The sequence below is a fragment of the Micromonospora rhizosphaerae genome, assembly GCF_900091465.1.
Taxonomy (GTDB): Bacteria; Actinomycetota; Actinomycetes; order Mycobacteriales; family Micromonosporaceae; genus Micromonospora; species Micromonospora rhizosphaerae.
The window spans coordinates 2,096,224-2,118,115 of the sequence record NZ_FMHV01000002.1; the positions used below are offsets into that span (position 1 = coordinate 2,096,224).

Below are 21,892 nucleotides of genomic sequence, written 5' to 3' on the forward strand. Positions count from 1 at the left end.
GAGTTCAAGCGGAATCCGCGCCGTCGTGGCCCGGCATCGATCGCAGGGCGGCCCGCAGCTCCGCCCGCCCGGCCACGCCGAGCTTGCTGTAGACGCGCTGCAGGTGGTTCTCCACCGTCCGGCTGGACAGATACAGCTGCTCCGCGATGGCCCGGCTGGTGGCGCCGTCGGCCGCGAGCCGGGCGACCTGCCGCTCGCGGTCGCTGAGCGCCGGCCGGAGCAGCCGCAGCGCCGGGGTGGAGACCTGGTCGCAGCGGCTCAGCAGGGCGGCGAGCCGTTCCCGCGCCGGGCCGGTCGCGGCGGAGCGGCGCAGCCGGCGCAGGGCCAGCGCGGCCGCCTCGGCGGCGAAGACGGTCAGGTCGCGCGCGGCGAGAGCGTCGGCGACCGCGAGCAGTTCGGTGGGGGAGTCCTCGACGGCGGCGCGGGCGTACCGGGCGACCAGCGGCGGCAGCGCCCCGTCGACCCGTTCGGAGAGGTCGGCCAGCCGCTGCGCGACGGTACGCCGGCCGCCGTCCGTGCAGGTCGGGCCGACCGGGGCCGCGGCCTGGTCCAGCCGGACCAGGTCGAGCAGGACCAGCACCTCGTGACCGGCCAGCCCGTCCGCGCGGACCCGCTCGGCGAGCGCGCACAGGTGCTTGGTCGCGCCCGGCAGGTCGCCGGCGGCCGCGTACACCGCACCCCGGGCCTGCTCCAGCCACGGGTAGAGCACCGCCATCCCCGGTGCGTGGGTGCGGTCCGCCTCGGCCATCGCCTCGACGGCGTGTCCCGTTTCCCCGCGCAGCGCGGCCGCCTGGGCGCGCTCGGCGTGCGCCAGCCCGGCGTAGACCCGGCTGGTGGCCAGCACCGCGCAGGCGCCGAGACTGGTCCTCAGCGCCTCGTCGCTCTGCCCCCGCAGCCGCGCCGCGTACGCCTGGAGGATGGCCAGGTAGCCCGTGCCCAGCCGGAATTCGCCCGCGCCCGCCAGGTCGGCGAACTCGTCGGCCACGATCGCGTCGATGCCGGGCAGGTCGCCGGAGAGCGCGAGCCGGGTCCCCCGGGCCAGCTCCATGGCGAGCTGGAGGTAGGGCATCTCGCCGCGCCAGCGCGCCGCCTCGGCCTGTACCCGGGCGACTGCCGTCGCGCTGCGCCGGTACTGCCCCTGCCCGGCCCGGAGGTGGGCGATGGTGCACCGGGCCAGCTCCCGGGAGGCCACTGAGGAGGCCGGTCGGTCCAGCACCGCCTGGGCGAGCCGGAGCGCCGCGCGGGTGTCCAACCGGTGCAGCCGCATGATCGCCTCGAAGGCGCGGACTCGGGCCCGGGCGGTGAGGTCGGCCAATTCCCCGGCCCGCGCCGCGATCTCCTCCACGGTGGACTCCCGGCTGAGTCCCCAGTAGCTGACCATGCCGCGCACCGTCAGCCACCGGCTGCGCCGCCCGTCGGAGTGGATCTCCCGGGCGACCGAGTCCAGCACCCGGATCGCCTCGTCCGGCTGGTCGCCGAACATCAGGATGGTGGCGAGCAGCTCCGCGGCGTCGAACCCGCCGTCGGCCTCCAGCGCCGCCCGGGCCAGCCGGGTCGCCAGGGGTACGTCGTACCGGCCGAAGGCCTGCGCCGCCGCCTCGAGCAGCAGCGCCGGATCCTGCGCGGTGCCCGAGTCCAACCGCCACACCGCCACCCGGAGCAGGTCGTCTCGGCGGCGCTTGCCGACCTGCTCCAACAGCTCGGCCAGGGTCGCCTGCAACCGGCGGGTGCGGCTCACCGGACACTGCCGGCGCATCACCTCCCCGTAGAGCGGGTGGGCGAGCCGCACGTTCAGCCGCCGGTCGTTGCGGAGCATCCTGATCAGGCCGCGTTCCTCGGCGGTCTCCACGTCGGCCGGGTCCACCGCCTGCTCGAGCAGGTGCAGACCGAGCGGTTCGCCGAACGCGACCAGCTCGACCACCGCCCGCACGCCGGGGGTGAGCTGGCCGATCCGGGTGCCGATCAGCTCGGTCAGGCTCGGCGCCAGCTCCAGCCGGCCGGTCCACTTCCAGATCCCGTACGTGCGGGTCAGCTCGCCGCCGGCGGTGGCGGCCAGCACCAGCTCGCGGAGCAGCAGCGGATTGCCCGCGGAGAGCCGGAACAGCCGCTCGGCCGATCCGCTGTCGACCGGACCGTCCAGGATGGCGGCGAGCAGCCCGGTGGTCTCGGCGGCGCCCAGCGGGCCCAGCTCGACCAGGTCGACCATGTCGTCGGTCCACAGGGCACGGATCGGCAGCGGGATCTGCTCGCCGTCCCGCAGCGTACCGATCACGGTGGCGTTCTCCGAGTGGGAGAGCAGGTGCACCAACGCCGCCGACGGCGGGTCGAGCAGGTGTGCGTCGTCGATCGCCAGCACGATGGGCCGGCCGGCGGCCTGCTCCTGCAGCACCTCCACGGCCCAGCGCAGGATGCCGGCGGGGGAGAGCCCCTGCGGCTGGTCCGCCGGGAGCACCTGGACCAGCCCGCCGAAGGGCAGGGCGGCCGTGGTGGCGCTGGCCGCGACCGTCCAGATCGCGTACCCGTCGGTGGGGAGGGCGGCCACTCCCTCCCGCAGCAGTCGGCTCTTGCCGACGCCCGCGGTGCCGCTGAAGAGCAGTCCGCGCCCCTCGGGGCCGCCGACCGCCGACAACAGACGGTTGAGCTCATCGGTTCGACCGACGAAGTCCCACCGACTCATCGGAGCAGCATATCGACGGAAATCCGGCTGCGAGTAGACCGTCACCCACCGAAGTTGAGTAACCTGTCCATTACTGGTGAGTATCCGAGTTGTTCGGGAGGGTAGGGTCTCCGCCCGTACTCTTCCGGCATCCGGGTGCCACCGCCGGATTACCTAGCGACCGGCCCGCAACCCGGTCGTCCACTCCGGGAGGCCGTCTGATGAAGCCGGGTCCTGTCCCCGCGTTCGCCGTCCCCGACGACGCGGGCGGGCCGACTGTTGAGCTGCCCCGCGGTGCGCCGCTGCCCGTCCGGCTCGGCGTGACCACCCCGAACCCCGACGAGCCGCTGGCCGTCGTCGCCGCCGGTCCGTCCGGCGCCGACCGCCGCGAGTTGCTGGCCGCCCTGCTCGGGCTCGAGCCCGAGATGCTCGCCGTGCCGGACGGTAGCTGCCTGGTGGTCAGCCATGCGCGGACGCCGACCCGTGCCGCGTACGTGCCGGGTTACCGCCAGCCGCACTCCTACGGCGCCGACCCCGCCGCGGCCGGTCCGGCGCTGGCCCGCCCGCCGCGCCGGGTGGAGCTGAGCATTCCCGAGCCGCTGCTGCGGCACTTCAAGGTGCTCGACACGCCCGACACCGGCTCGCTCGGCCTGGCCGGGGGACGGGTGTTGCTCGACGCGGTCGGCCGGGGCGGCGCGCTGCTCTTCGTGATCTCCGCCGACCAGGCGTTCACCGCCGCCGAGCTGCACCTGCTGGCGGAGATCTCCCAGGCCCGGGTCGAGGTCTTCTTCGCGGTCACCCCTGGGACGGCCGGCTGGGCCGCGGGGTCGGACGGCGGGACGCCGAGGCAGGACGCGGGGGCGTCCCTACCGCCGGCCCTCCGCACCCGGGCTCCGGCCCAGCGCCGGCGCCCGGTCGATCCGGTCGAGGTCTCCGTCGCGGCCCACCGGGCCGCCCTGCTCGCGGCCGTGCCCGGGCTCGCCGCCGCCCGCTGGTACCCGATTCGGCAGGCCGACCACGCCGCCCTGCGCCGGGCGCTCGTCGGCTGGGCCGCCGACGAGGGGCTGCGCCGCGCCAGCGCCCAGCCGCCGGTGCCGCCGGGTGCGCACGGCCGGGTGAGCGTGGTCCCCGGGCTCGACCCGGGCGAGCTCCCCGAGCGGCTCGACCGTCAGGTGCGCTCCTGCGCCCAGCGAATCCGCCAGCACCTCGCCCTGGAACTGGCCAACATCCACCTCCGGGTGGTGCAGGAGATCGTCTTCGGGGTCGGCTGCGCCGGCCTGCCACAGCTGCTCGACCGGGAGATGCAGGCCCTGTCCCTGCTCGCCACGGCACAGGGCGACCAGGCCGTGCGGGGCATCGTCGACGAGGCGGCGGCCCAGGTCTTCGGCGCTCCGCTCGCCGAGGGGGTGCGCCGGCGGATCGCCGCAGCCGTCCGCTGGGGCCTCGTCGACCACCCGACCGGCCGGGAGCTGGACCGGGTGCTCCTGGTCACCAGCACCGCCGGGGTGGCCGAGCTCACCGGCGCCGGCGCCACCGACGCGCTGGCCGGCTTTCCCGGTGCGGAGCGCGTCGAGGTGCTCCCGCCGGTGGCGGTGGCCCTCTCCGGTGGCTGCTGGCAGCACTGGCGCAGCCCCGGCAACGACGACCCGAACCGTGCGCGCTCCTGGGCCCAGCGGGCGCTGCGCGAGGTCGAGCTGGAACTCACCCGGGAAGTGTCCCGCCGCTTCGAGGTGATCCGCCTCTCGCTGGGCGCGGTGCTCACCGATGCTGTCGACCACGGCATCCTGCTCGCCTGAGGCCGGCGCCGCCGACCGCTCTCCCGGGCCGCTCGCCGCGGCCCGGGAGGGTGATCCGGGGCCGCCCGGCGTTCCGGTTCATCGGTTCGCCGAATCCGGTGGCACGATGGGTGGCATGGCGGCTCCACAGGTTGCACCGGTCGAGACGCCGGACACCGACGAGGTGCCGGTCTCCGACCGGCCATGGGTGACGATCGTGTGGGACGACCCGGTCAACCTGATGACGTACGTGACCTGGGTCTTCCAGAAGCTTTTCGGGTACAGCCGGGAGAAGGCCGAGCAGCTGATGCTGGACGTGCACCACAAGGGCCGCGCCGTCGTCTCCAGCGGGGCCCGGGAGCGGATGGAGCACGACGCGTCGCAGCTGCACGCGTACGGGCTCTGGGCGACGGTGGACCGGTCGTGAGCATGTTCCGTCGCCAGGGCGATCGGTACGTCGCCACCTTCGCCCCGGACGAGGTCCGGGTGCTGCGCAAGGTCGCCACGGAGGTGGTCGGGCTGCTGACCGACGGCTTCGACCACAGCGACCCGGTGGTCGGCCGGCTCTTTCCGGAGGTCTACCCGGACGACTCCGCGAGCACCGCCGAGTTCCGCCGGTACACCGAGGGCGACCTCAAGACCGCCAAGATCGACCAGGCCGGGGCGATCCTCGCGGCCCTGCCCGACGAATCCGGCGAGGCCGGCGGCGAGGTGAAGCTCGACGGCGAGGCGGCCGAGGCCTGGCTGCGCGCGCTCAACGACGCCCGGCTCGCGATGGGGGTCCGGCTGGAGATCAAGGACGGCACCGACCTGGGCGAGGAGCTCGACGACGCGATCGCCGAGGACCCGACCTCCTCCCGGGTGTTCCAACTATCGGTCTACGCGTACCTGGGTTATCTGCAGGAATCCCTGCTCAACGCCCTGATCGACTGAGCCGTGACGGTCACCACCTCGCCGGGCGTCACGGGCAGGCGTTAGGCTGTTCGGCGTGCTGAGCATCGACCGGTCGATCGTCGACGCGATCGTCGCCCACGCGCGCCGCGACCATCCGGACGAGGCGTGCGGCGTGGTCGCCGGTCCCATCGGCAGCGACATTCCAGCGCGGCACATCCCGATGGAGAATTCCGCCCGGTCCATGACGTTCTACGAGTTCGACTCGATGGAGCAGTTGCGGGTGTGGCGGGAGATGGACGACCGCGACGAGGAGCCGGTCGTCATCTACCACTCGCACACCGCCACCGAGGCGTACCCGTCCCGCACGGACGTCTCCTTCGCCGGTGAGCCGGGGGCGCACTACCTGCTCGTCTCGACCCGCGAGCCCGACACGGAGGAGATCCGCTCCTTCCGCATCGTCGACGGCGTGGTGACCGAGGAGCCGGTCCGGATCGTTGATCCCGCCGTGGACCCGCACGCCGTCCAGTCCTACATGTTCGGGCAGAGCCCGGCGACGGTCGACTACGAGTGTTCCGGCCGCTGATCCCTCAGCGCCGGCTCACCAATTCCTCTCCCGTCACCGTGGCACACCCGATCATCAAGGAGCACGACATCATGGCCATCGAGGTTCGCATCCCCACCATCCTGCGCAGCTACACCGGCGGCGCGAAGGTCGTCGAGGGCACCGGGGACACCCTGGGCGACCTGCTCACCGACCTGGACTCCCGGCACGCCGGCCTGAAGGCCCGGCTGGTCACCGACGCCGGGGCGCTGCACCGCTTCGTCAACGTCTACGTCAACGACGAGGACGTCCGCTTCCTCGGCGCGCTGGACGCCAAGCTCAACGACGGCGACAGCGTGACCATCCTGCCGGCCGTGGCCGGTGGCGCGTTCGGCTTCGCCGCGGCAGCGGCGATCGCGCAGCACAGTGCCGCGGCAGCGGCGATCGCGCAGCACAGTGCCGCGGCAGCGGCGATCGCGCAGCACGGTGCGGCGGCAGTCGCGGCGACCGCCCCGCGGTCGGCCGTCGCCGCCCGCTGAGGGCAGCCCCATGGCGCGGTACGACAGCCTGCTCGACGCCTGCGGCGGCACGCCCCTGATCGGACTGCCCCGGCTCTCGCCGACGGTGCCCGAGGGGGCGCCGCCGGTGCGGCTCTGGGCGAAGTTGGAGGACCGGAACCCGACCGGCAGCATCAAGGACCGGGCGGCCCTGTTCATGGTCCGCGCGGCCGAGGAGGCCGGCCGGCTCCGCCCGGGCGACACCATCCTGGAGCCGACCAGCGGCAACACCGGCATCTCGCTGGCCATGGTGGCCAAGCTGCGCGGGTACCGGCTGGTCTGCGTGATGCCGGAGAACGTCTCCACCGAGCGGGTGCAGCTGCTCCGGATGTACGGCGCGGAGATCATCTTCTCGCCGGCCGCGGGCGGCTCCAACCAGGCGGTCGCCACCGCGAAGCAGACCGCCGCCGAGCACCCCGACTGGGTGATGCTCTACCAGTACGGCAACGAGGCGAACGCCCGGGCGCACTACGAGACCACCGGGCCGGAGCTGCTGCACGACCTGCCCACGATCACCCACTTCGTGGCCGGCCTGGGCACCACCGGCACGCTGATGGGCACCGGGCGCTACCTGCGGGAGAAGGTCGACGGCATCCAGATCGTCGCCGCCGAGCCCCGCTACGGCGAGCTGGTCTACGGCCTGCGCAACATCGACGAGGGATACGTCCCGGAGCTCTACGACGCCGGCGTGCTCTCCCGGCGCTTCTCGGTGGGCACCCGGGACGCCGTGCTGCGCACCCGCCAGCTGGTCGAGGTGGAGGGCGTCTTCGCGGGCTTCTCCACCGGCGCCATCCTGCACGCTGCCCTGGCGGTGGCGCACGAGGCGGTGCGGGACGGCCGCCGGGCCGACGTGGCGTTCGTGGTCTGCGACGGCGGCTGGAAGTACCTCTCGACCGGGGCGTACGGCGGCACCCTCGCGGACGCCGAGGACGCCCTGGAGGGTCAGCTCTGGGCCTGACGACGGGCGGCCGGTCGGCTCGCCGCCGGCCGGCCCGCGGGCCCGACCCGGCGGACGTGTACGGGTGTCACGTTGACGACAACTTCCAGGGGATGATTCTTGCCCCGCAGTACCTCAGCGTAGGCTGCGCAGCGTGGCGTACGCGTCGGTAAAGATCATCGGCGGATCAGGAGCCGGCGTGGCGACTACGGGGCGTGACATCAGGACCACCGGATGCGACTGACCATCCTCGGCTGCGCGGGCAGCTTCCCGGGCCCCGAGTCCCCCTGCTCGGCCTACCTCGTGGAGGCGGAGGGCTTCCGGCTCCTGATCGACTTCGGCTCGGGATCGCTCTCCACCCTCCAGCGCTACGTCGGGCTGCACGCCCCCGACGCCATCCTCCTCACCCACCTGCACTGCGACCACATCCTCGACGCCGTGTCGTACGTGGTGGTGCGCCGGTACGCCCCGGACGGGCCGTACCCGCCCCTGCCGGTGTACGCGCCCGCCGGCGCGCCGGACCGGCTGGCCGCCGCGTCAGACGCGTATGGGCAGGAGGACAGCACGGTGGAGGACGTCTACCAGTTCTACGCCCTGGAGCCGGGCACCTTCCCGATCGGCCCGCTCACCGTCACCGTGGACCGGATGAACCACCCGGTCGAGACGTACGGCGTGCGGCTGGAGCACGGCGGGCGGGTGCTCTGCTACTCCGCTGACACCGCCCCCTGCGACGCGCTGCTGCGGCTCTCCCAGGGCGCCGACCTCTTCCTCTGCGAGGCCAGTTACCTCGACGGTGTGGAGAACCCGCCGGACCTGCACCTCACCGGGCGGGAGGCCGGCGAGGCCGCGACCAAGGCAGGCGTCGGCCGGCTGCTGCTCACCCATCTGGTGCCCGCCTGGGGCAGCGAGGCGCACACCCTGGAGTCGGCCGCCGCCGCGTACGCCGGCCCGCTCGAGGTGGTCCGCCCCGGCGCCTGCTACGACGTCTGAGCCGGCCAGCCCGGCACCCCGGGACGGTTCGATCACGGCACCGCATAAGGTGCAGGCATGGCGCGACCTGACGGGCGGCGGCCCGACCAACTCCGACCGGTGACCCTGACCCGGGGCTGGAGCACGCACCCGGAGGGCTCCGTGCTCGTCGAGTTCGGCGCGACGCGGGTGCTCTGCACGGCGAGCGTGACCGAGGGGGTGCCCCGCTGGCGCAAGGGCTCCGGGCTCGGCTGGGTGACCGCCGAGTACGCGATGCTGCCCCGGGCCACGAACACCCGCTCGGACCGGGAGAGCGTCAAGGGCCGCATCGGTGGTCGGACCCACGAGATCTCCCGGCTGATCGGCCGCAGCCTGCGGGCCGCCATCGACCTGAAGGCGCTCGGCGAGAACTCGATCGTGCTCGACTGCGACGTGCTCCAGGCCGACGGCGGCACCCGCACCGCGGCGATCACCGGGGCGTACGTGGCACTGCACGACGCGGTCGGCTGGCTGGCCGAGCGCAGGGCGCTGGTCGGCAAGGCGGAGAAGGTGATGCACCGGTCGGTGGCCGCGGTCAGCGTGGGCATCATCGGCGGCGAGCCGCGGCTGGACCTCTGCTACGAAGAGGACGTGGCCGCCGAGGTGGACATGAACGTGGTCTGCACCGGCAGCGGCGACTTCGTCGAGGTGCAGGGGACGGGTGAGGCCAACGTCTTCGCCCGCGAGCAGCTCGACGCCCTGCTCGACCTGGGCGTGCTGGGCTGCCTGGATCTCGCCGAGGCTCAGCGGAAGGCGCTCGCATCATGAACAAGTTTCTGCTCGCCACCCGAAACCGCAAGAAGCTCGTCGAGCTCCAGCGGATCCTGGACACCGCGCTCGGCGCGCACCGGATCGCCCTGCTCGGGCTGGACGACGTCGAGGAGTACCCGGAGCTGCCGGAGACCGGCCTGACCTTCGGCGAGAACGCGCTGATCAAGGCGCGCGAGGGCACCCGGCGGACCGGCCTGCCGACGATCGCCGACGACTCCGGGCTGGCCGTGGACGCGCTAAACGGCATGCCGGGCGTGTTCAGCGCCCGGTGGTCCGGCCGGCACGGCGACGACCTGGCCAACCTCCAGCTGGTGCTGGACCAGATCGCCGACCTGCCGGACGAGCACCGGGGCGCCGCCTTCGTCTGCGCGGTCGCGCTGGTGCTGCCGAACGGCAAGGAGCACCTGGTCGACGGCCGCCAGGCCGGTCGGCTGTTGCGCGCGCCGCGCGGCGAGGGCGGCTTCGGGTACGACCCGATCTTCCTCGGCGACGGCCAGGACCGGACCAACGCGGAGCTGACACCGGAGGAGAAGGACGCCGTCAGCCACCGCGGCAAGGCGCTGCGCGAGCTGGGCAAGCTGGTCGCCAAGGTGCTCCCGCAGTCCTGAGCCCAGCATCGTCCAGCACCCGAGCGGTTGTCGGTTCCACCTCTCCAGTCTGGAACGGGGACGTGCCGGATCGGTCAGCCGAGCGGCCCGACCTCGCGCTCGATCGCCGCGCGCAGCTCCGGGCCGGTCAGCACGGCCCGAGCCGCCTCCATCACCGGGGCGAGGAAGACGTCCGGGCCGGGCTCGCCGGCGATCCCGCCCAGCGCCGCCATGGCCGCCCGGCCGGCGGGCGACGGCTCCAGCGGGGTGCGGAGTTGGAGCCCGCGGACCGCCGCCAGCAGCTCCACCGCGAGCAGGCTGGCGAGGTTGTCCAGGACGGTGCGCAGCTTCTTGGCCGCCGCCCAGCCCATCGAGACGTGGTCCTCCTGCATGCCACTGGTGGGCAGCGAGTCCACCGAGGCGGGCGCGGCGAGCCGCCGGTTCTCCGCGACGATCCCGGCCGCGGTGTACTGGGCGATCATCAGGCCGGAGTTGACCCCGGCGTCGGGGGAGAGGAACGCCGGCAGCTCCCGGTTGCGGGTGACGTCCAGCAGCCGGTCCACCCGGCGTTCGGCGATCGCGCCGACCTCGGCGGCGGCGATGGCGAGGTAGTCGGCGGCGAAGCCGAGTGGCGCGCCGTGGAAGTTCCCGGTGGATTCGACCCGGCCGTCCGGCAGCACCACCGGGTTGTCCACCACGGAGAGCAGCTCCCGCCCGGCCACCGTCGCGACGAAGTCGAGGGTGTCCCGGGCCGCGCCGGCCACCTGTGGGGCGCAGCGCATGGAGTACGCGTCCTGCACGGCGTGCGACAGGTCGTCGCGGTGCGAGTCCATCACCCGGGAGTCCTGGAGCAGCCGGTGGATGTTCGCCGCCGACGTCGCCTGCCCCGGATGCGGCCGGATGGCGTGGAGCTCCGGCAGGAACGGCCGCTCCGAGCCGAGCATCGCCTCGATCGCCAGGGCGGCGGTGACGTCGGCCATGGCGAACAGGTGCCGGGCGTCGTGGATCGCCAGCAGCAGCATGCCGAGCATGCCGTCGGTGCCGTTGATCAGCGCCAGCCCCTCCTTGGCCGCCAGTTCGATCGGCTTCAGCCCGGCCCGGCGCAGCGCGTCGGCGGCCGGGATCCGGTCACCGGCCGGGCCGAGCACCCAGCCCTCGCCGAGCAGCACCAGCGCGCAGTGCGCCAGCGGGGCCAGGTCGCCGGAGGCGCCGAGCGAGCCGTGCTCCGGCACCCACGGGGTGACCTCGTGGTTGAGCAGGTCGACCAGGGCCTCGGCGACCAGCGGGCGGACCCCGGAGTGGCCGAGCGCGAGGGAACGCACCCGCAGCAGCATCATCGCCCGGACCACCTCGCGGGGCATCGGCGCGCCCACTCCGGCGGCATGCGAGCGGATCAGCGCGTGCTGCAGCTCGGCCCGCCGCTCGGGCGCGACGAAGGTGTTGGCGAGTGCCCCGAACCCGGTGGAGACGCCATAGACCGGACGCCCGGCCGCCTCGATGCCGTCCACGATGGAGCGGCTGGTCGCCATCGCGTCCACCGCGGCGGGGTCGAGGACGACCTTGGCGGTGCCGCGGGCCACCGCGATCACGTCGGCGGGGGAGATTCCGGTGGGCTGGATGGTCACGGTCGACATTGCGGCACTCCGTTGTACAGAACCTGGCGGATCAGTGGCACACCCGGTCGGTAGGCCAGGTGCAGGTGGGATGGGGCGTCGAGGATCATGAGGTCGGCCCGGGCGCCGGGCCGCAGCCGTCCGACGTCGTCGCGGCGCAGCGCCATCGCGCCGCCGGCGGTCGCGGCCCAGACCGCCTCCGCCGGGGTCATCCGCATCTCGCGCACGGCGAGCGCGATGCAGAACGGCATCGACGAGGTGTACGACGACCCGGGGTTGCAGTCGGTGGCCAGCGCCACGGCCACCCCGGCGTCGAGCAGCCGACGGGCGTCCGGGTACGGCGACCGGGTGGAGAATTCCGCGCCCGGCAGCAGGGTGGCGACGGTGGCCGTCCCCGCCCCCTCCGTCCCGGTCGAGACCAGCGCGTCGATGTCGGCGTCGGTGAGGTGGGTGCAGTGGTCGACGCTGGCCGCGCCGAGTTCCACTCCGAGCTGCACGCCCGGGCCGGGGCCGAGCTGGTTGGCGTGCACCCGTACGCCCAGCCCGACCGCCTGCCCGCAGGCGAGGATGGCCCGGGCGTGGTCCACGTCGAAGGCGCCCCGCTCGCAGAAGACGTCGATCCAGCGCGCGTACGGGGCCGCGGCGGCCAGCATCGGCCCGCAGACCATCCCCACGTAGTCGTCGGGGCGGTGGGCGTACTCGGCGGGGACGACGTGCGCGCCGAGGAACGTCGTCTCCTCGGTGAACTCGGCGGCGATCCGCAGCGAACGGGCCTCGTCGGCGACGGTGAGCCCGTACCCGCTCTTGATCTCGATGGTGGTGGTGCCCTGCCGCATCGCCTCGGCGCGCAGCCGGCGCACGGTGGCCCGCAGCTCGTCGTCGGAGGCGGCCCGGGTCGCGCCCACCGTGGTCCGGATACCGCCCCCGGTGTACGGCTGGCCGGCCATCCGGGCGGCGAACTCGGCGGCCCGGTCCCCGGCGAAGACCAGGTGGGCGTGGCTGTCCACGAAGCCGGGGAGCACGGCCGCGCCCTCGGCGTCGATCCGCCGGTCGGCGGCCGGGGCGTCCCGGGCCGGTCCGATCCAGGCCACCTGGCCGTCCTCCACCAGCAGGGCGCTGTTCCGGCGGATACCCAGCGGCCCGGCCTCACCGCCGCCGACCACGTTGGTGACCAGCTCGCCGATGTTGTCGACCAGCAGGCTGCTCATCCCGTGCCTTCTTCCGTTCGCGACTGCGGGGCTCGCAAACCCGGCTCACTCCTCGCGCTCACGAGGTCACCTCCTCGATGGCCGCGCGCAGTTCGGTCGGCACGTCCACGGTCTGGTGCCGCCCGTCGGCGACCACGACCCGCCCGTCCACCACCACATGGGTGACGTCGGCCGCGGTGGCCGCGAAGAACACCCCGACCGGTGGCGCGCCGGCGGTGCGGGCGCTGTCCAGGCGTACGGTGACCAGGTCGGCCCGGTCGCCGACGGCCAGCCGGCCGGCGTCCCCCCAGCCCAGCGCGGCGTGCCCGGCGACGGTGGCGGCGGTCAGCAGCTCGGCGGCGGTGAAGTGCCCGCGCCTGCGGGTGCGCAGCCGCTCGTCCAGCTCCACCGCCCGGGCCTCCTCGAAGAGGTCGACCACGGCGTGGCTGTCGCTGCCCAGGCTGAGCGGGCTGCCCGCCTCGGCCATCCGCCGGGCCGGACCGATCCCGTCGGCCAGGTCCCGTTCGGTGGTGGGGCAGAGGCAGACGCCGGTCCGGCTCTCCCCGAGCAGCGCCAGGTCCGCGCCGGTGGGATGGGTCGCATGGACGGCGGTGGTGTGCGGCCCGAGCACCCCGTGATCGGCGAGCAGCCGGGTCGGGGTGCAGCCGTGGGCCGCGCGGCAGGCGTCGTTCTCGGCGGGCTGCTCGGAGAGGTGGGCGTGCAGCGGTGCGCCCCGCCGGTCCGCCCAGCCGGCCACCGTGGCGAGCTGTTCGGCGGGCACCGCCCGCACCGAGTGGATCGCCGCGCCGACCCGGGCGTGCTCGTTCTCGGGATTGAACGCGCTGACCCGCTCCGCCCAGCGCAGCGCGTCGCCGTCGCCGAACCGCTGCTGCGGCCCGGTCAGCGGCTCACCGTCCACGGTGGCGGTGAGGTAGCAGGTGTCCAGCAGGGTGATCCGGATGCCGGCCTGGGCGGCGGCCTCGACCAGTGCCGCGGACATCGCGTTCGGGTCGGCGTACGGCGTCCCGTTGGGGCCGTGGTGCAGGTAGTGGAACTCGCCGACGCAGGTGATCCCGGCGAGCGCCATCTCCGCGTACGCGGCCCGGGCCAGGGCCAGGTAGGAGTCCGGGTCGAGCCGCTGGGCGACGTCGTACATGACTTCCCGCCAGGTCCAGAAGTCGCCCCGGCCGCCGTGGGTGCGGCCGCGCAGCGCCCGGTGGAAGGCGTGCGAGTGTGCGTTGGCGAGCCCGGGCAGGGTGAGTCCGGGCAGCCGGACCGCGTCGCCCAGCACCTCAACCCCGGCCGGCGGCCGGCTCCCGGCGGTCAGTGGGGCGACGGCGGTGATCCGTCCGTCCTCGGTCTCGATCAGCACGTCGGGCGTGGGCTCGGCGTGGTCGGGCAGCCAGGCGTACTCGGCGAGCCAGCGGGTCGTGGTCATGGTGTCAGCTTCCTTCGGAGCTGCCCCGTGTGTGCTACCGGGCTACCGGGGGCGCGCCACTGCCCCGTCTGTGGGGGCAGGTCCAAAGGCATCCACCGGTGGCACCGGCCGGCCACGGCGGAGCCGGCCGCCGGCAAGCGGCCGGAGCAGCGGTTCAGCGGCATGACAGCTCCCCCAGCACCCGGGCCAGGGCGGTCACCCCGGCGGCGCAGTCGGCGTCGGCGGCCGACTCGGCGGGGGAGTGCGACACCCCGGTCGGATTGCGGACGAAGAGCATCGCGGTGGGCAGGTGCGCGGCGAGGACCCCCGCGTCGTGGCCGGCTCCGGTGGGCAGCACCGGCGCGTCGAGCAGCCGCGCCAACCGGTCGGCCAGCCCGCCGTCGAAGGCGACCAGCGGGGTGGCCGACTCCTCGGTCAGCGACAGCTCCGTGCCGTCCCGCCGGGCCCGCTCGGCGGCCTTGGCGTGCACCGCCTCCACCAGCCCGTGCAGGGTCTCCGGCTCGGCCGCCCGGGCATCCAGCCACCCGGTCACCCGGGACGGGATGGCATTGGTGGCGTTCGGCTCGACGCGTACCCGGCCGACGGTGGCGTTCGCGTCGCGCAGCCGGGCCTCCTTGTTCGCCGCGAGCACGGTGAACGCGTACGTGAGCATCGGGTCGCGGCGGTCGGCCATCCGGGTCGTACCCGCGTGGTTGCCCTCGCCGTGGAAGTCGAAGCGCCAGCGGCCGTGCGGCCAGATGGCGCTGGCCACCGCGACCGGCGCGTCCCGCTCGACCAGCGCGCGGCCCTGCTCGACGTGCAGCTCCACGAAGGCCGCGAAGCGGCCGACCAGCGCCGGGTCGGCGCCCGCGGGCCGCTCACCCAGCGCCTCGGCGAAGCTCACCCCGGCGGCGTCCCGCAGCCCGGCCGCGCGGTCGACCGCGATCTCCCCGGTGAGCAGCCGCGACCCCAGACACGGTACGCCGAACCGCGCCCCCTCCTCCTCGACGAACGCGGCGATCACCACCGGCCGGACCGGCGCGACGCCGGCGGCCCGCAGCTCGTCCACGGCGAGGAAGGCGCTGACGATGCCGAGCGGCCCGTCGTACGCGCCGCCGTGCGGCACCGAGTCGAAATGGCTGCCGGTCAGCACCGCGTCCCCGGTGTCCGGGTCGCCCCACCAGGCGAAGAGGTTGCCGTTGCCGTCCTCCTGCACCGGCATGCCCCGACCGTCGGCCTGCTCCCGGAACCAGGCGCGCAGCGTCAGTTCCGGCTCGGTCAGGGCGTAGCGCAGGTAGCCGCCGCTGCCTTCGTCCCGTCCGACCGGGGCGATCTCGTCCCAGAGCTTCCGGAACCGGGCGGCCAGGTCGGTCACGCGGCACCCCTGTTGTTCGCGACTGCGGGGCTCCGCTGCGCTGCACTCCTCGCGCTCACGCGGCACCCTCGGCCATCGGCACCCGGACCCCGGTGCGCTCGGCGACCTCGCGGGCGTCGTCGTAGCCGGCGTCCACGTGCCGGATCACGCCCATCGCCGGGTCGTTGGTGAGCACCCGCTCGATCTTCTGCCCGGCCAGCTCGCTGCCGTCGGCGACGCAGACCTGCCCGGCGTGGATGGACCGGCCGATGCCCACCCCGCCGCCGTGGTGGATGGACACCCAGGACGCCCCGCTCGCGGTGTTGACCAGCGCGTTGAGCAGTGGCCAGTCGGCGATCGCGTCGGAGCCGTCGGCCATCGCCTCGGTCTCCCGGTACGGGCTGGCCACGCTGCCGCAGTCCAGGTGGTCCCGGCCGATCACCACCGGCGCGGAGAGCTCACCGGAGGCGACCATCTCGTTGAACCGCACCCCGGCCCGGTCCCGCTCGCCGTAGCCGAGCCAGCAGATGCGCGCCGGCAGCCCCTGGAAGGCGACCCGCTCGCCGGCCATCCGGATCCATCGGGCCAGCGACTCGTTCTCCGGGAACAGCTCCAGAATGGCCCGGTCGGTGGCGGCGATGTCGGCCGGGTCGCCGGAGAGCGCCGCCCACCGGAACGGGCCCTTGCCCTCGCAGAACAGCGGCCGGATGTACGCCGGCACGAAGCCGGGGAAGTCGAAGGCCCGCTCGAACCCGCCGAGCTTCGCCTCGCCGCGGATCGAGTTGCCGTAGTCGAAGACCTCGGCGCCGGCGTCCAGGAAGCCGACCATCGCGGCCACGTGCCGGGCCATCGACGCCCGGGCCCGGTCGGTGAACTCGGCCGGCTTCTTCGCCGCGTAGTCCCGGGCGTCGGCCAGCTCCACCCCCACCGGCACGTACGACAGCGGGTCGTGCGCGCTGGTCTGGTCGGTGACGATGTCGATCTCGACGCCCCGGACCAGCAGCTCGGGGAAGACGACCGCCGCGTTGCCGACGACGCCGACGCTCAGCGCCCGCCGCTCCCGCTTCGCGGCGAGCACCCGCTCGACCGCGTCGTCCAGGTTGTCGGCGATCTCGTCCAGGTAGCGGTCGTGCGCCCGCCGCTCCAGCCGGCTGCGGTCCACGTCCACGATCAGGCACGCGCCGCCGTTCATGGTGACCGCCAGGGGCTGTGCCCCGCCCATCCCGCCGCAGCCGGCGGTCAGGGTCAGCGTGCCGGCCAGGCTGCCGCCGAACCGCTTCGCGGCGACCGCGGCGAACGTCTCGTAGGTGCCCTGGAGAATGCCCTGGGTGCCGATGTAGATCCAGGAGCCGGCGGTCATCTGCCCGTACATGGTCAGGCCGAGCTGCTCCAGCCGGCGGAACTCCGGCCAGGTGGCCCAGTCGCCGACCAGGTTGGAGTTGGCCAGCAGCACCCGGGGCGCCCACTCGTGGGTCCGCATGACGCCGACCGGGCGGCCGGACTGCACCAGCATCGTCTCGTCGTCACGCAGCTCGGTGAGCGTCCGCACCAGCGCGTGGTACGACGGCCAGTCCCGGGCGGCCTTGCCGGTGCCGCCGTAGACCACCAGGTCCTCGGGGCGCTCGGCCACCTCCGGGTCGAGGTTGTTCATCAGCATCCGTAGCGCGGCCTCCTGCGGCCACCCCTGGGCGGTGCGTGCGGTGCCGCGGGCGGCGCGGACGGGCTGGTGCATCTCGTACTCCTCTCAGCCGAGGAACAACTGGCGGCGGGCAGCGGACGACTCGAACGCCTCGAGCCGGGTCTGGGTCTCGGCCGGGGTGGCGTCGCAGATTGCCTGGAGCACCACCATGGCCAGGGTCATCGGGGCGGTATGCAGGTCAAAGACGAGGTCGGTGCCGACGGCGGCCGGGAGCACCACCTCGGCGTGTTCGCCGGCGGGGCTGACCGGCGAGTCGGTGATCGCCACCACGGTCAGCCCGGCGGCCCGGGCCTCGCGCAGCGCGTCCAGGGTCTCCCGGGGGTAGCGGGGCAGGACGAAGGCGAGCAGCGCCCGGGCCCCGGCCACCGCGGCCTGCTCCAGCCGGTCGGTCAGCAGGCTGCCGCCGTCGTCGAGCACCCGGACGTCCGGGTGCACCTTCGCCGCGAAGTAGGCGAAGTACGCGGCCAGCGGGGCGGCGGCGCGCAGCCCGAGCACCGGCAGCGGGCGGCTGGCGGCCAGCAGCTTCCCGACCTCGGCGATCCGCGCCCGGTCGGCGAGCTGTCCGGCCAGCCGGTCGAGGTTGCCCATCTCGGCGCGGACCGCCCGTTGCAGCTCGTTCCCGGCGTCGGTCGGGTCGGCGGCGTCGGTGGCGCTCAGCTCCCGCAGTCGGCGGCGCAGCGCCGGGTAGCCGTCGTGGCCGAGCGCCATCGCGAACCGGGTCACCGAAGGCTGGCTGACCCCCGCCAGCTCGGCCACTTCGGCCGCCGACAGGTACGCCGCCGCCCCGGCCTGCTGCACGAGGCAGTGCGCGATCCGGCGCTGCGTCGGGGTGAGCCGGACCCCGTGGAACAGGTCGAGCACGCGGTCGGCCGGCGCCGCACCGCTTTCATTCATGGTGGGACTCTATGCATAAAAACTTTCACAGCGCAACCGCCGCTCTTGCCCGGGTACCCTCGTTCGACCGACGGGCACCCCCAGTCGGTGATGAAAAATGTTCCTCGTTGACCCCTCGTCGAACTGGTGGAACCCCTCAGTGGACGCAACGAAGCTCCGGCGGGCCATCGCCCGCACCCCGTTGGCTCCGGTCGCCGCCTTCCCCAAGCGGCTGGCCCGGGTCGCCCGGCACGACGCCAAGGTGCTGCGCACCTCGGCCCGCTGGCTGGTCACCTCGCGGGAGCACCACAACTACACGTACGAGCTGACCAAGCTGAGCCGGAACCATCTCGCCTGGTTCGTCAGCGTGGTCTGCGCCGTGCCGGTGAAGCAGGTCAGGGCGTACCTGAACGAGATCGAGACCGACGGGGAGCTGCGCGGGCACATCGAACAGGCCACCGCCGCCGCCTCCCGCCGCGGCCTCGCCGACAGGCAGGTCCGGTACGCCCGCCGGATCGGCTGGTACGCAATCGTCCGCGCCCGGAAGCCCGCCCATGTGGTCGAGACCGGCGTGGACAAGGGGCTGGGCAGCTGCGTGCTGGCCGCCGCGCTGCTGCGCAACGCCGCCGAGGGGCACCCCGGCCGGCTCACCTCGCTGGACATCAACCCCGAGGCCGGCTACCTCGCCCGCGCGACGCCCTGGGCCGACGTGGTCGACCTGGTGATCGGCGACTCGGTCGCCTCCATCGGCGCGCTGGACCGCCCCGTCGACCTCTTCCTGCACGACAGCGACCACAGCCGGGTGCACGAGAAGGCCGAGTTCGAGGCGATCGAGCCGAAGCTCGCCCCCGGCGCGATGCTGCTCACCGACAACGTCACCATCACCAACGTCCTCGCCGAGCACGCCGAGCGGAGCGGCCGGCGCTTCCTCGCCTACCGGGAGACCCCGGCCCGGCACTGGTACCCCGGTGACGGCATCGGCGTCGCCTGGTGAGGCTCGCCGCGGTCCACACGTACCCGGTCAAGGGGTGCCACCGGCTCGACCACGACGGCGCCCGGGTCGAGCCCTGGGGCCTGGCGGGCGACCGGCGCTGGATGGTGATCGACGCCGACGGCGTCGGCGTCACCCAGCGGGAGGCCGCTGAGCTGGTCACCCTGCGCGCCACCCCACGCGACGGCGGACTGACGCTGCGTGCCCCCGACGGCCCCGACCTCGACGTGCCCGAGCCGGCCACCGTCGAGCCGGTCCTGGTGCGGGTGTTCCGCAGCCGGCTGCCGGTCCCGGCGCTGCCCGCCGGGCCGGCCGCGGACGACTGGCTCGGCGCGCTGCTCGGCCGGCCGGTCCGGCTGGTCTGGCTGGGCCGCCCGACCCGGCACATCAAGCCGGGCGAGCGCGACCACGACACCGGTGACCAGGTCAGCTTCGCGGACAGCTACCCCCTGCTGCTGGCGAGCGCCGCCTCGCTCGACGCGCTCAACGACTGGCTCGCCGAGGCCGGCGAGCCGCCGGTGCCGGTGGCCCGGTTCCGCCCCAACCTGGTGGTCGCCGGCGCCCCCGCCTGGGCCGAGGACGACTGGGCCGGCCGCCGGCTCCGCGTCGGATCGGCCGTCTTCCGCGCCGCCGGGCCGTGCGACCGCTGCCTGGTCACCACCACCGACCAGGAGACCGGGGTACGCGGCAAGGAGCCGCTGCGCACCCTCGCCCGGCACCGCAACGTAGGACAGAAGCTCCTCTTCGGGCTGCACATGGTCCCCGAGGCGCCGGGAAGGCTGACGGTCGGCGACCCGGTGACCGTCGAGGGCTGACCTCGTACCGGTTCTTGTCGCCGCACGGCGCCGGGTTCGATGATGACCGAAGTGGTCACGTCGGCAGAGGAGTCGAGATGCAGGTGATCCACCACCCCGGGTGGCCTGGGACACGGCCCGGGTGATCGTCGGCGCAGTGCACGACGAGGAACTGTTCGGGTGGCTCAGCCACGAGATCGGCAACCTGCTCGGACCGGCCGCCGAGGACGCCCTCCGGGAGACCCGGGACCACGTGCGCCGGGGCGGCCGCGACCGCGCGCTGGTGGAGTCCGGCCGGTGGCGGGTCCGCCTGGAGGACACCCTGCGCGAGCGGCCGGAGGTCGCCGAGGAGCTGCGGTCCCTCACCACGATCGCCGCCGGACTGCTCCGCGCCCGGCACCCCTGACCCGCGTCTCCAGCTCGGTAAGACGACGGTGCCCTTCTCGTCCTACGAACCTGATGACGTGAACGACTCACCTCGGCGGTACCCGGGGCATCCGCCGGCCGGCGATTCATCCACGACATCAGGTTCGTAGCGCCGTCGTGGGTCCGGTCCCGCGACGACGTGGCCGGATCCCCAGGGCGAGGGGCTCGGCATCCGCGCCCGATCGGGGCCGGGAACCGTGCCGTCAGGCCGCCCGGGTGCCCAGGTCGAGCCACATGAAGATCTCGTCCCGGTCGTCGCCCGGGGCGACCCGCAGCGCGCCGGGCAGCCGGCCCACCTCGCGGTAGCCGAGCCGGTCGTAGAACGACTCCAGACCGAGCCCGCCCCGGACGGTCACGTGCAGCGCCTCCAAGCCCAGCTCGCGGCCGATCCGCTCGGCCTCGCGCATCAGTGCGGCGCCGTACCCGCGGCCCTGGGTCTTCGGGTGGACCATCACCCGCTGGAGGACCCGCCAGTGCGTCTTCAGGCGGAACCGGTTGTCGGCGATGATCAGGACCCCGACCAGCTGGTCACCCTCGTAGCCGGCCAGCAGCCGGTCCGGCCCCTCGGTGAGGTCGGTGAAGGTCGCCTCGGCTACGGGCCGGACCTCGGCGGCGGTCACCGGGGCGACGAAGCCCACGGCGCCGCCGGCGTTGGTGACGTCCGCCCAGAGGGACACGATCTGCTCGCGCAGCGCTGGGGTGAGATCGGGATCGATGACGAAACGCAGGCTCACCCGCGACATCCTGCTGGAATGCCGGCGGATGAGCCCCCGATCGTGACGATCACGACACCACCGATAGTGCGGGAGAGGGGAGTCGAACCCCCACGTCCTTTCGGACACGGGCTCCTAAGGCCCGCGCGCCTGCCTGTTACGCCACTCCCGCAGATCCGCTGAGTTTAGAGCGTCTTACGGAGGCGGTGTGCAGTCCCGCCCGTCGGAGGATGTTGGTCACGGTGCCATGGCTCACCAGACATTCCCCGGCGGTGGCTGTCTTGATGACCTCGGCAAGCTTCCGCGGACCGAGCCTGGGGTTAGCCAGGGCGTAGTTGATGACCATGCCGTCCCGAGCGGAGGTCGCTGTTGCTCGGGGAGCTTGTGGCGCGGTGACGAGGGTGCCTCGGGTGGCGAGTCGCTTCCGGAGCCTAGCGATGTGATTCCGATGGCAACCGATCCACCTCGCGGCTTCGCTCGGGCCGAGGAGGCCGGCTTCCACCTGCCTGACCACCTCCTCCACCTCGTCCACCGGCAGTGGTCCGTGACGTATGGGGGGTGTCGGTGCCGCGGCCGAGAGTGGCTGCCCCGGGCCAGGACTGCGCTTGTTTCGACCGGCGTAGGTGTCGGTCTGACTGTGACAGTTCGGGCAGAGTATTCGGAGGTTTGGCGGCCGGTTGTCGAGGAAGTCGCCGTTCATGTGGTCCACATGCAGCGTCAGGGGTCGGCCTCGCCACCTCGGCCCGACGCCGCATTCCTCGCACTCCTCTGGAACGCCGATGTCGCGTAGCGCCCATTTCAGGCGGCCGCCAGGTGCGCGGCGGGAACCGGCTGGCAGCTGAACCAGGAGCTGTAAGGAGTTGGTCCGGCGAGCGCCGCGCTGCCCCTTGTTGTGCACGCTGCCGGTGAAGTGCGACGTGTCGATGCCGAACCGCTTGAGCTGCCGACTGATATGCGCGTGCGACCCGCCGCTGATCCGCACGCCGAGCGCCCGCATCACCCCGGCAATGCTCTGCGCACCGGCGGCGGCCTCGGCCAGCGCCTCGGGTGTGTACTTGTACCGGACCACGCACGCACCGTAGCGGCCCGGTACGACAAC

At 73.8% G+C, this 21,892-nt stretch carries 20 protein-coding genes, 1 tRNA gene and 1 pseudogene; 12 read left to right on the plus strand and 10 right to left on the minus strand.

Going from position 1 to position 21,892, the window contains the following annotated elements; all coding sequences use genetic code 11:
* Positions 1-4 precede the first annotated feature (4 nt).
* The gene (locus GA0070624_RS10180; RefSeq protein WP_091339438.1) at positions 5-2,677 is read right to left on the minus strand and encodes a LuxR C-terminal-related transcriptional regulator; all 2,673 of its coding nucleotides are present in this window, start codon (positions 2,675-2,677) and stop codon (positions 5-7) included.
* 200 nt (positions 2,678-2,877) lie between these two features.
* On the opposite strand from GA0070624_RS10180, the gene GA0070624_RS10185 reads away from it, so the two are divergent.
* The 9 genes and pseudogenes from GA0070624_RS10185 to rdgB all read left to right on the plus strand — a co-directional run bounded on the left by GA0070624_RS10185 (position 2,878) and on the right by rdgB (position 9,747).
* On the plus strand, positions 2,878-4,452 hold the full coding sequence (locus GA0070624_RS10185) for a P-loop NTPase family protein (RefSeq protein WP_091339442.1): 1,575 nt from the start codon (positions 2,878-2,880) through the stop codon (positions 4,450-4,452).
* Between the two features lie 115 nt (positions 4,453-4,567).
* The gene (gene clpS / locus GA0070624_RS10190) at positions 4,568-4,858 is read left to right on the plus strand and encodes an ATP-dependent Clp protease adapter ClpS (RefSeq protein ID WP_089010866.1); all 291 of its coding nucleotides are present in this window, start codon (positions 4,568-4,570) and stop codon (positions 4,856-4,858) included.
* Positions 4,859-4,860: 2 nt separating this feature from the next.
* Complete coding sequence (locus tag GA0070624_RS10195; RefSeq protein ID WP_176731997.1) at positions 4,861-5,364, plus strand: DUF2017 domain-containing protein; 504 nt, start codon at positions 4,861-4,863, stop codon at positions 5,362-5,364.
* A 55-nt stretch (positions 5,365-5,419) separates the two neighbouring features.
* Positions 5,420-5,908 (plus strand): M67 family metallopeptidase, encoded by a 489-nt coding sequence (locus tag GA0070624_RS10200; protein WP_091339449.1) that lies wholly within the window; start codon positions 5,420-5,422, stop codon positions 5,906-5,908.
* 71 nt (positions 5,909-5,979) lie between these two features.
* Positions 5,980-6,279, plus strand: a pseudogene (locus GA0070624_RS10205) (MoaD family protein); the annotation flags it as partial.
* 136 nt (positions 6,280-6,415) lie between these two features.
* Positions 6,416-7,381 (plus strand): PLP-dependent cysteine synthase family protein, encoded by a 966-nt coding sequence (locus GA0070624_RS10210; protein ID WP_091339452.1) that lies wholly within the window; start codon positions 6,416-6,418, stop codon positions 7,379-7,381.
* A gap of 213 nt (positions 7,382-7,594) precedes the next feature.
* Positions 7,595-8,350, plus strand: a complete 756-nt coding sequence (locus GA0070624_RS10215; RefSeq protein ID WP_091339455.1) for an MBL fold metallo-hydrolase — start codon at positions 7,595-7,597, stop codon at positions 8,348-8,350.
* 57 nt (positions 8,351-8,407) lie between these two features.
* Complete coding sequence (gene rph / locus GA0070624_RS10220; protein WP_091339458.1) at positions 8,408-9,136, plus strand: ribonuclease PH; 729 nt, start codon at positions 8,408-8,410, stop codon at positions 9,134-9,136.
* Positions 9,133-9,747, plus strand: a complete 615-nt coding sequence (rdgB, locus tag GA0070624_RS10225) for an RdgB/HAM1 family non-canonical purine NTP pyrophosphatase (protein ID WP_091339461.1) — start codon at positions 9,133-9,135, stop codon at positions 9,745-9,747. Before rph ends, rdgB begins: the two co-directional genes overlap by 4 nt.
* A 74-nt stretch (positions 9,748-9,821) precedes the next feature.
* Here the strand turns inward: rdgB and hutH are convergent, their stop codons facing one another.
* From hutH to GA0070624_RS10255, 6 genes are all read right to left on the minus strand, one after another.
* Positions 9,822-11,360 (minus strand): histidine ammonia-lyase, encoded by a 1,539-nt coding sequence (hutH, locus tag GA0070624_RS10230; protein WP_091339465.1) that lies wholly within the window; start codon positions 11,358-11,360, stop codon positions 9,822-9,824.
* Entirely contained in the window at positions 11,348-12,547 is a 1,200-nt protein-coding gene (gene hutI, locus GA0070624_RS10235; protein WP_091339468.1) for an imidazolonepropionase, read from the minus strand. Before hutI ends, hutH begins: the two co-directional genes overlap by 13 nt.
* A 58-nt stretch (positions 12,548-12,605) precedes the next feature.
* A complete protein-coding gene (locus GA0070624_RS10240; RefSeq protein ID WP_091339471.1) occupies positions 12,606-13,964 on the minus strand; it encodes a formimidoylglutamate deiminase in 1,359 nt (452 codons plus the stop codon).
* 154 nt (positions 13,965-14,118) lie between these two features.
* A complete protein-coding gene (locus GA0070624_RS10245) occupies positions 14,119-15,318 on the minus strand; it encodes an allantoate amidohydrolase (RefSeq protein ID WP_091339475.1) in 1,200 nt (399 codons plus the stop codon).
* A gap of 55 nt (positions 15,319-15,373) precedes the next feature.
* Positions 15,374-17,029 (minus strand): urocanate hydratase, encoded by a 1,656-nt coding sequence (hutU, locus tag GA0070624_RS10250; protein ID WP_091339478.1) that lies wholly within the window; start codon positions 17,027-17,029, stop codon positions 15,374-15,376.
* 12 nt (positions 17,030-17,041) lie between these two features.
* Entirely contained in the window at positions 17,042-17,890 is an 849-nt protein-coding gene (locus GA0070624_RS10255; protein ID WP_091339481.1) for a MurR/RpiR family transcriptional regulator, read from the minus strand.
* Positions 17,891-18,029: 139 nt separating this feature from the next.
* Here GA0070624_RS10255 and GA0070624_RS10260 point away from each other — a divergent pair, with 139 nt between their 5' ends.
* From GA0070624_RS10260 to GA0070624_RS10270, 3 genes are all read left to right on the plus strand, one after another.
* Entirely contained in the window at positions 18,030-18,863 is an 834-nt protein-coding gene (locus tag GA0070624_RS10260; protein ID WP_091339483.1) for an O-methyltransferase, read from the plus strand.
* Positions 18,860-19,675 carry an MOSC domain-containing protein gene (locus tag GA0070624_RS10265; RefSeq protein WP_091339486.1) on the plus strand — a complete coding sequence of 272 codons (816 nt, stop codon included), beginning with the start codon at positions 18,860-18,862 and terminating at the stop codon, positions 19,673-19,675. The genes GA0070624_RS10260 and GA0070624_RS10265 overlap by 4 nt, the downstream gene beginning before the upstream one ends.
* 100 nt (positions 19,676-19,775) lie before the next feature.
* Entirely contained in the window at positions 19,776-20,060 is a 285-nt protein-coding gene (locus GA0070624_RS10270; protein ID WP_245718736.1) for a hypothetical protein, read from the plus strand.
* A 223-nt stretch (positions 20,061-20,283) separates the two neighbouring features.
* Here GA0070624_RS10270 and GA0070624_RS10275 read toward each other — a convergent pair whose 3' ends face one another.
* The 3 genes from GA0070624_RS10275 to GA0070624_RS34660 all read right to left on the minus strand — a co-directional run bounded on the left by GA0070624_RS10275 (position 20,284) and on the right by GA0070624_RS34660 (position 21,862).
* Positions 20,284-20,814 (minus strand): GNAT family N-acetyltransferase, encoded by a 531-nt coding sequence (locus tag GA0070624_RS10275; RefSeq protein WP_091348549.1) that lies wholly within the window; start codon positions 20,812-20,814, stop codon positions 20,284-20,286.
* A 67-nt stretch (positions 20,815-20,881) separates the two neighbouring features.
* Positions 20,882-20,965 (minus strand) — tRNA-Leu (locus GA0070624_RS10280).
* On the minus strand, positions 20,951-21,862 hold the full coding sequence (locus GA0070624_RS34660; RefSeq protein ID WP_218105139.1) for an HNH endonuclease signature motif containing protein: 912 nt from the start codon (positions 21,860-21,862) through the stop codon (positions 20,951-20,953). Before GA0070624_RS34660 ends, GA0070624_RS10280 begins: the two co-directional genes overlap by 15 nt.
* Positions 21,863-21,892 lie beyond the last annotated feature (30 nt).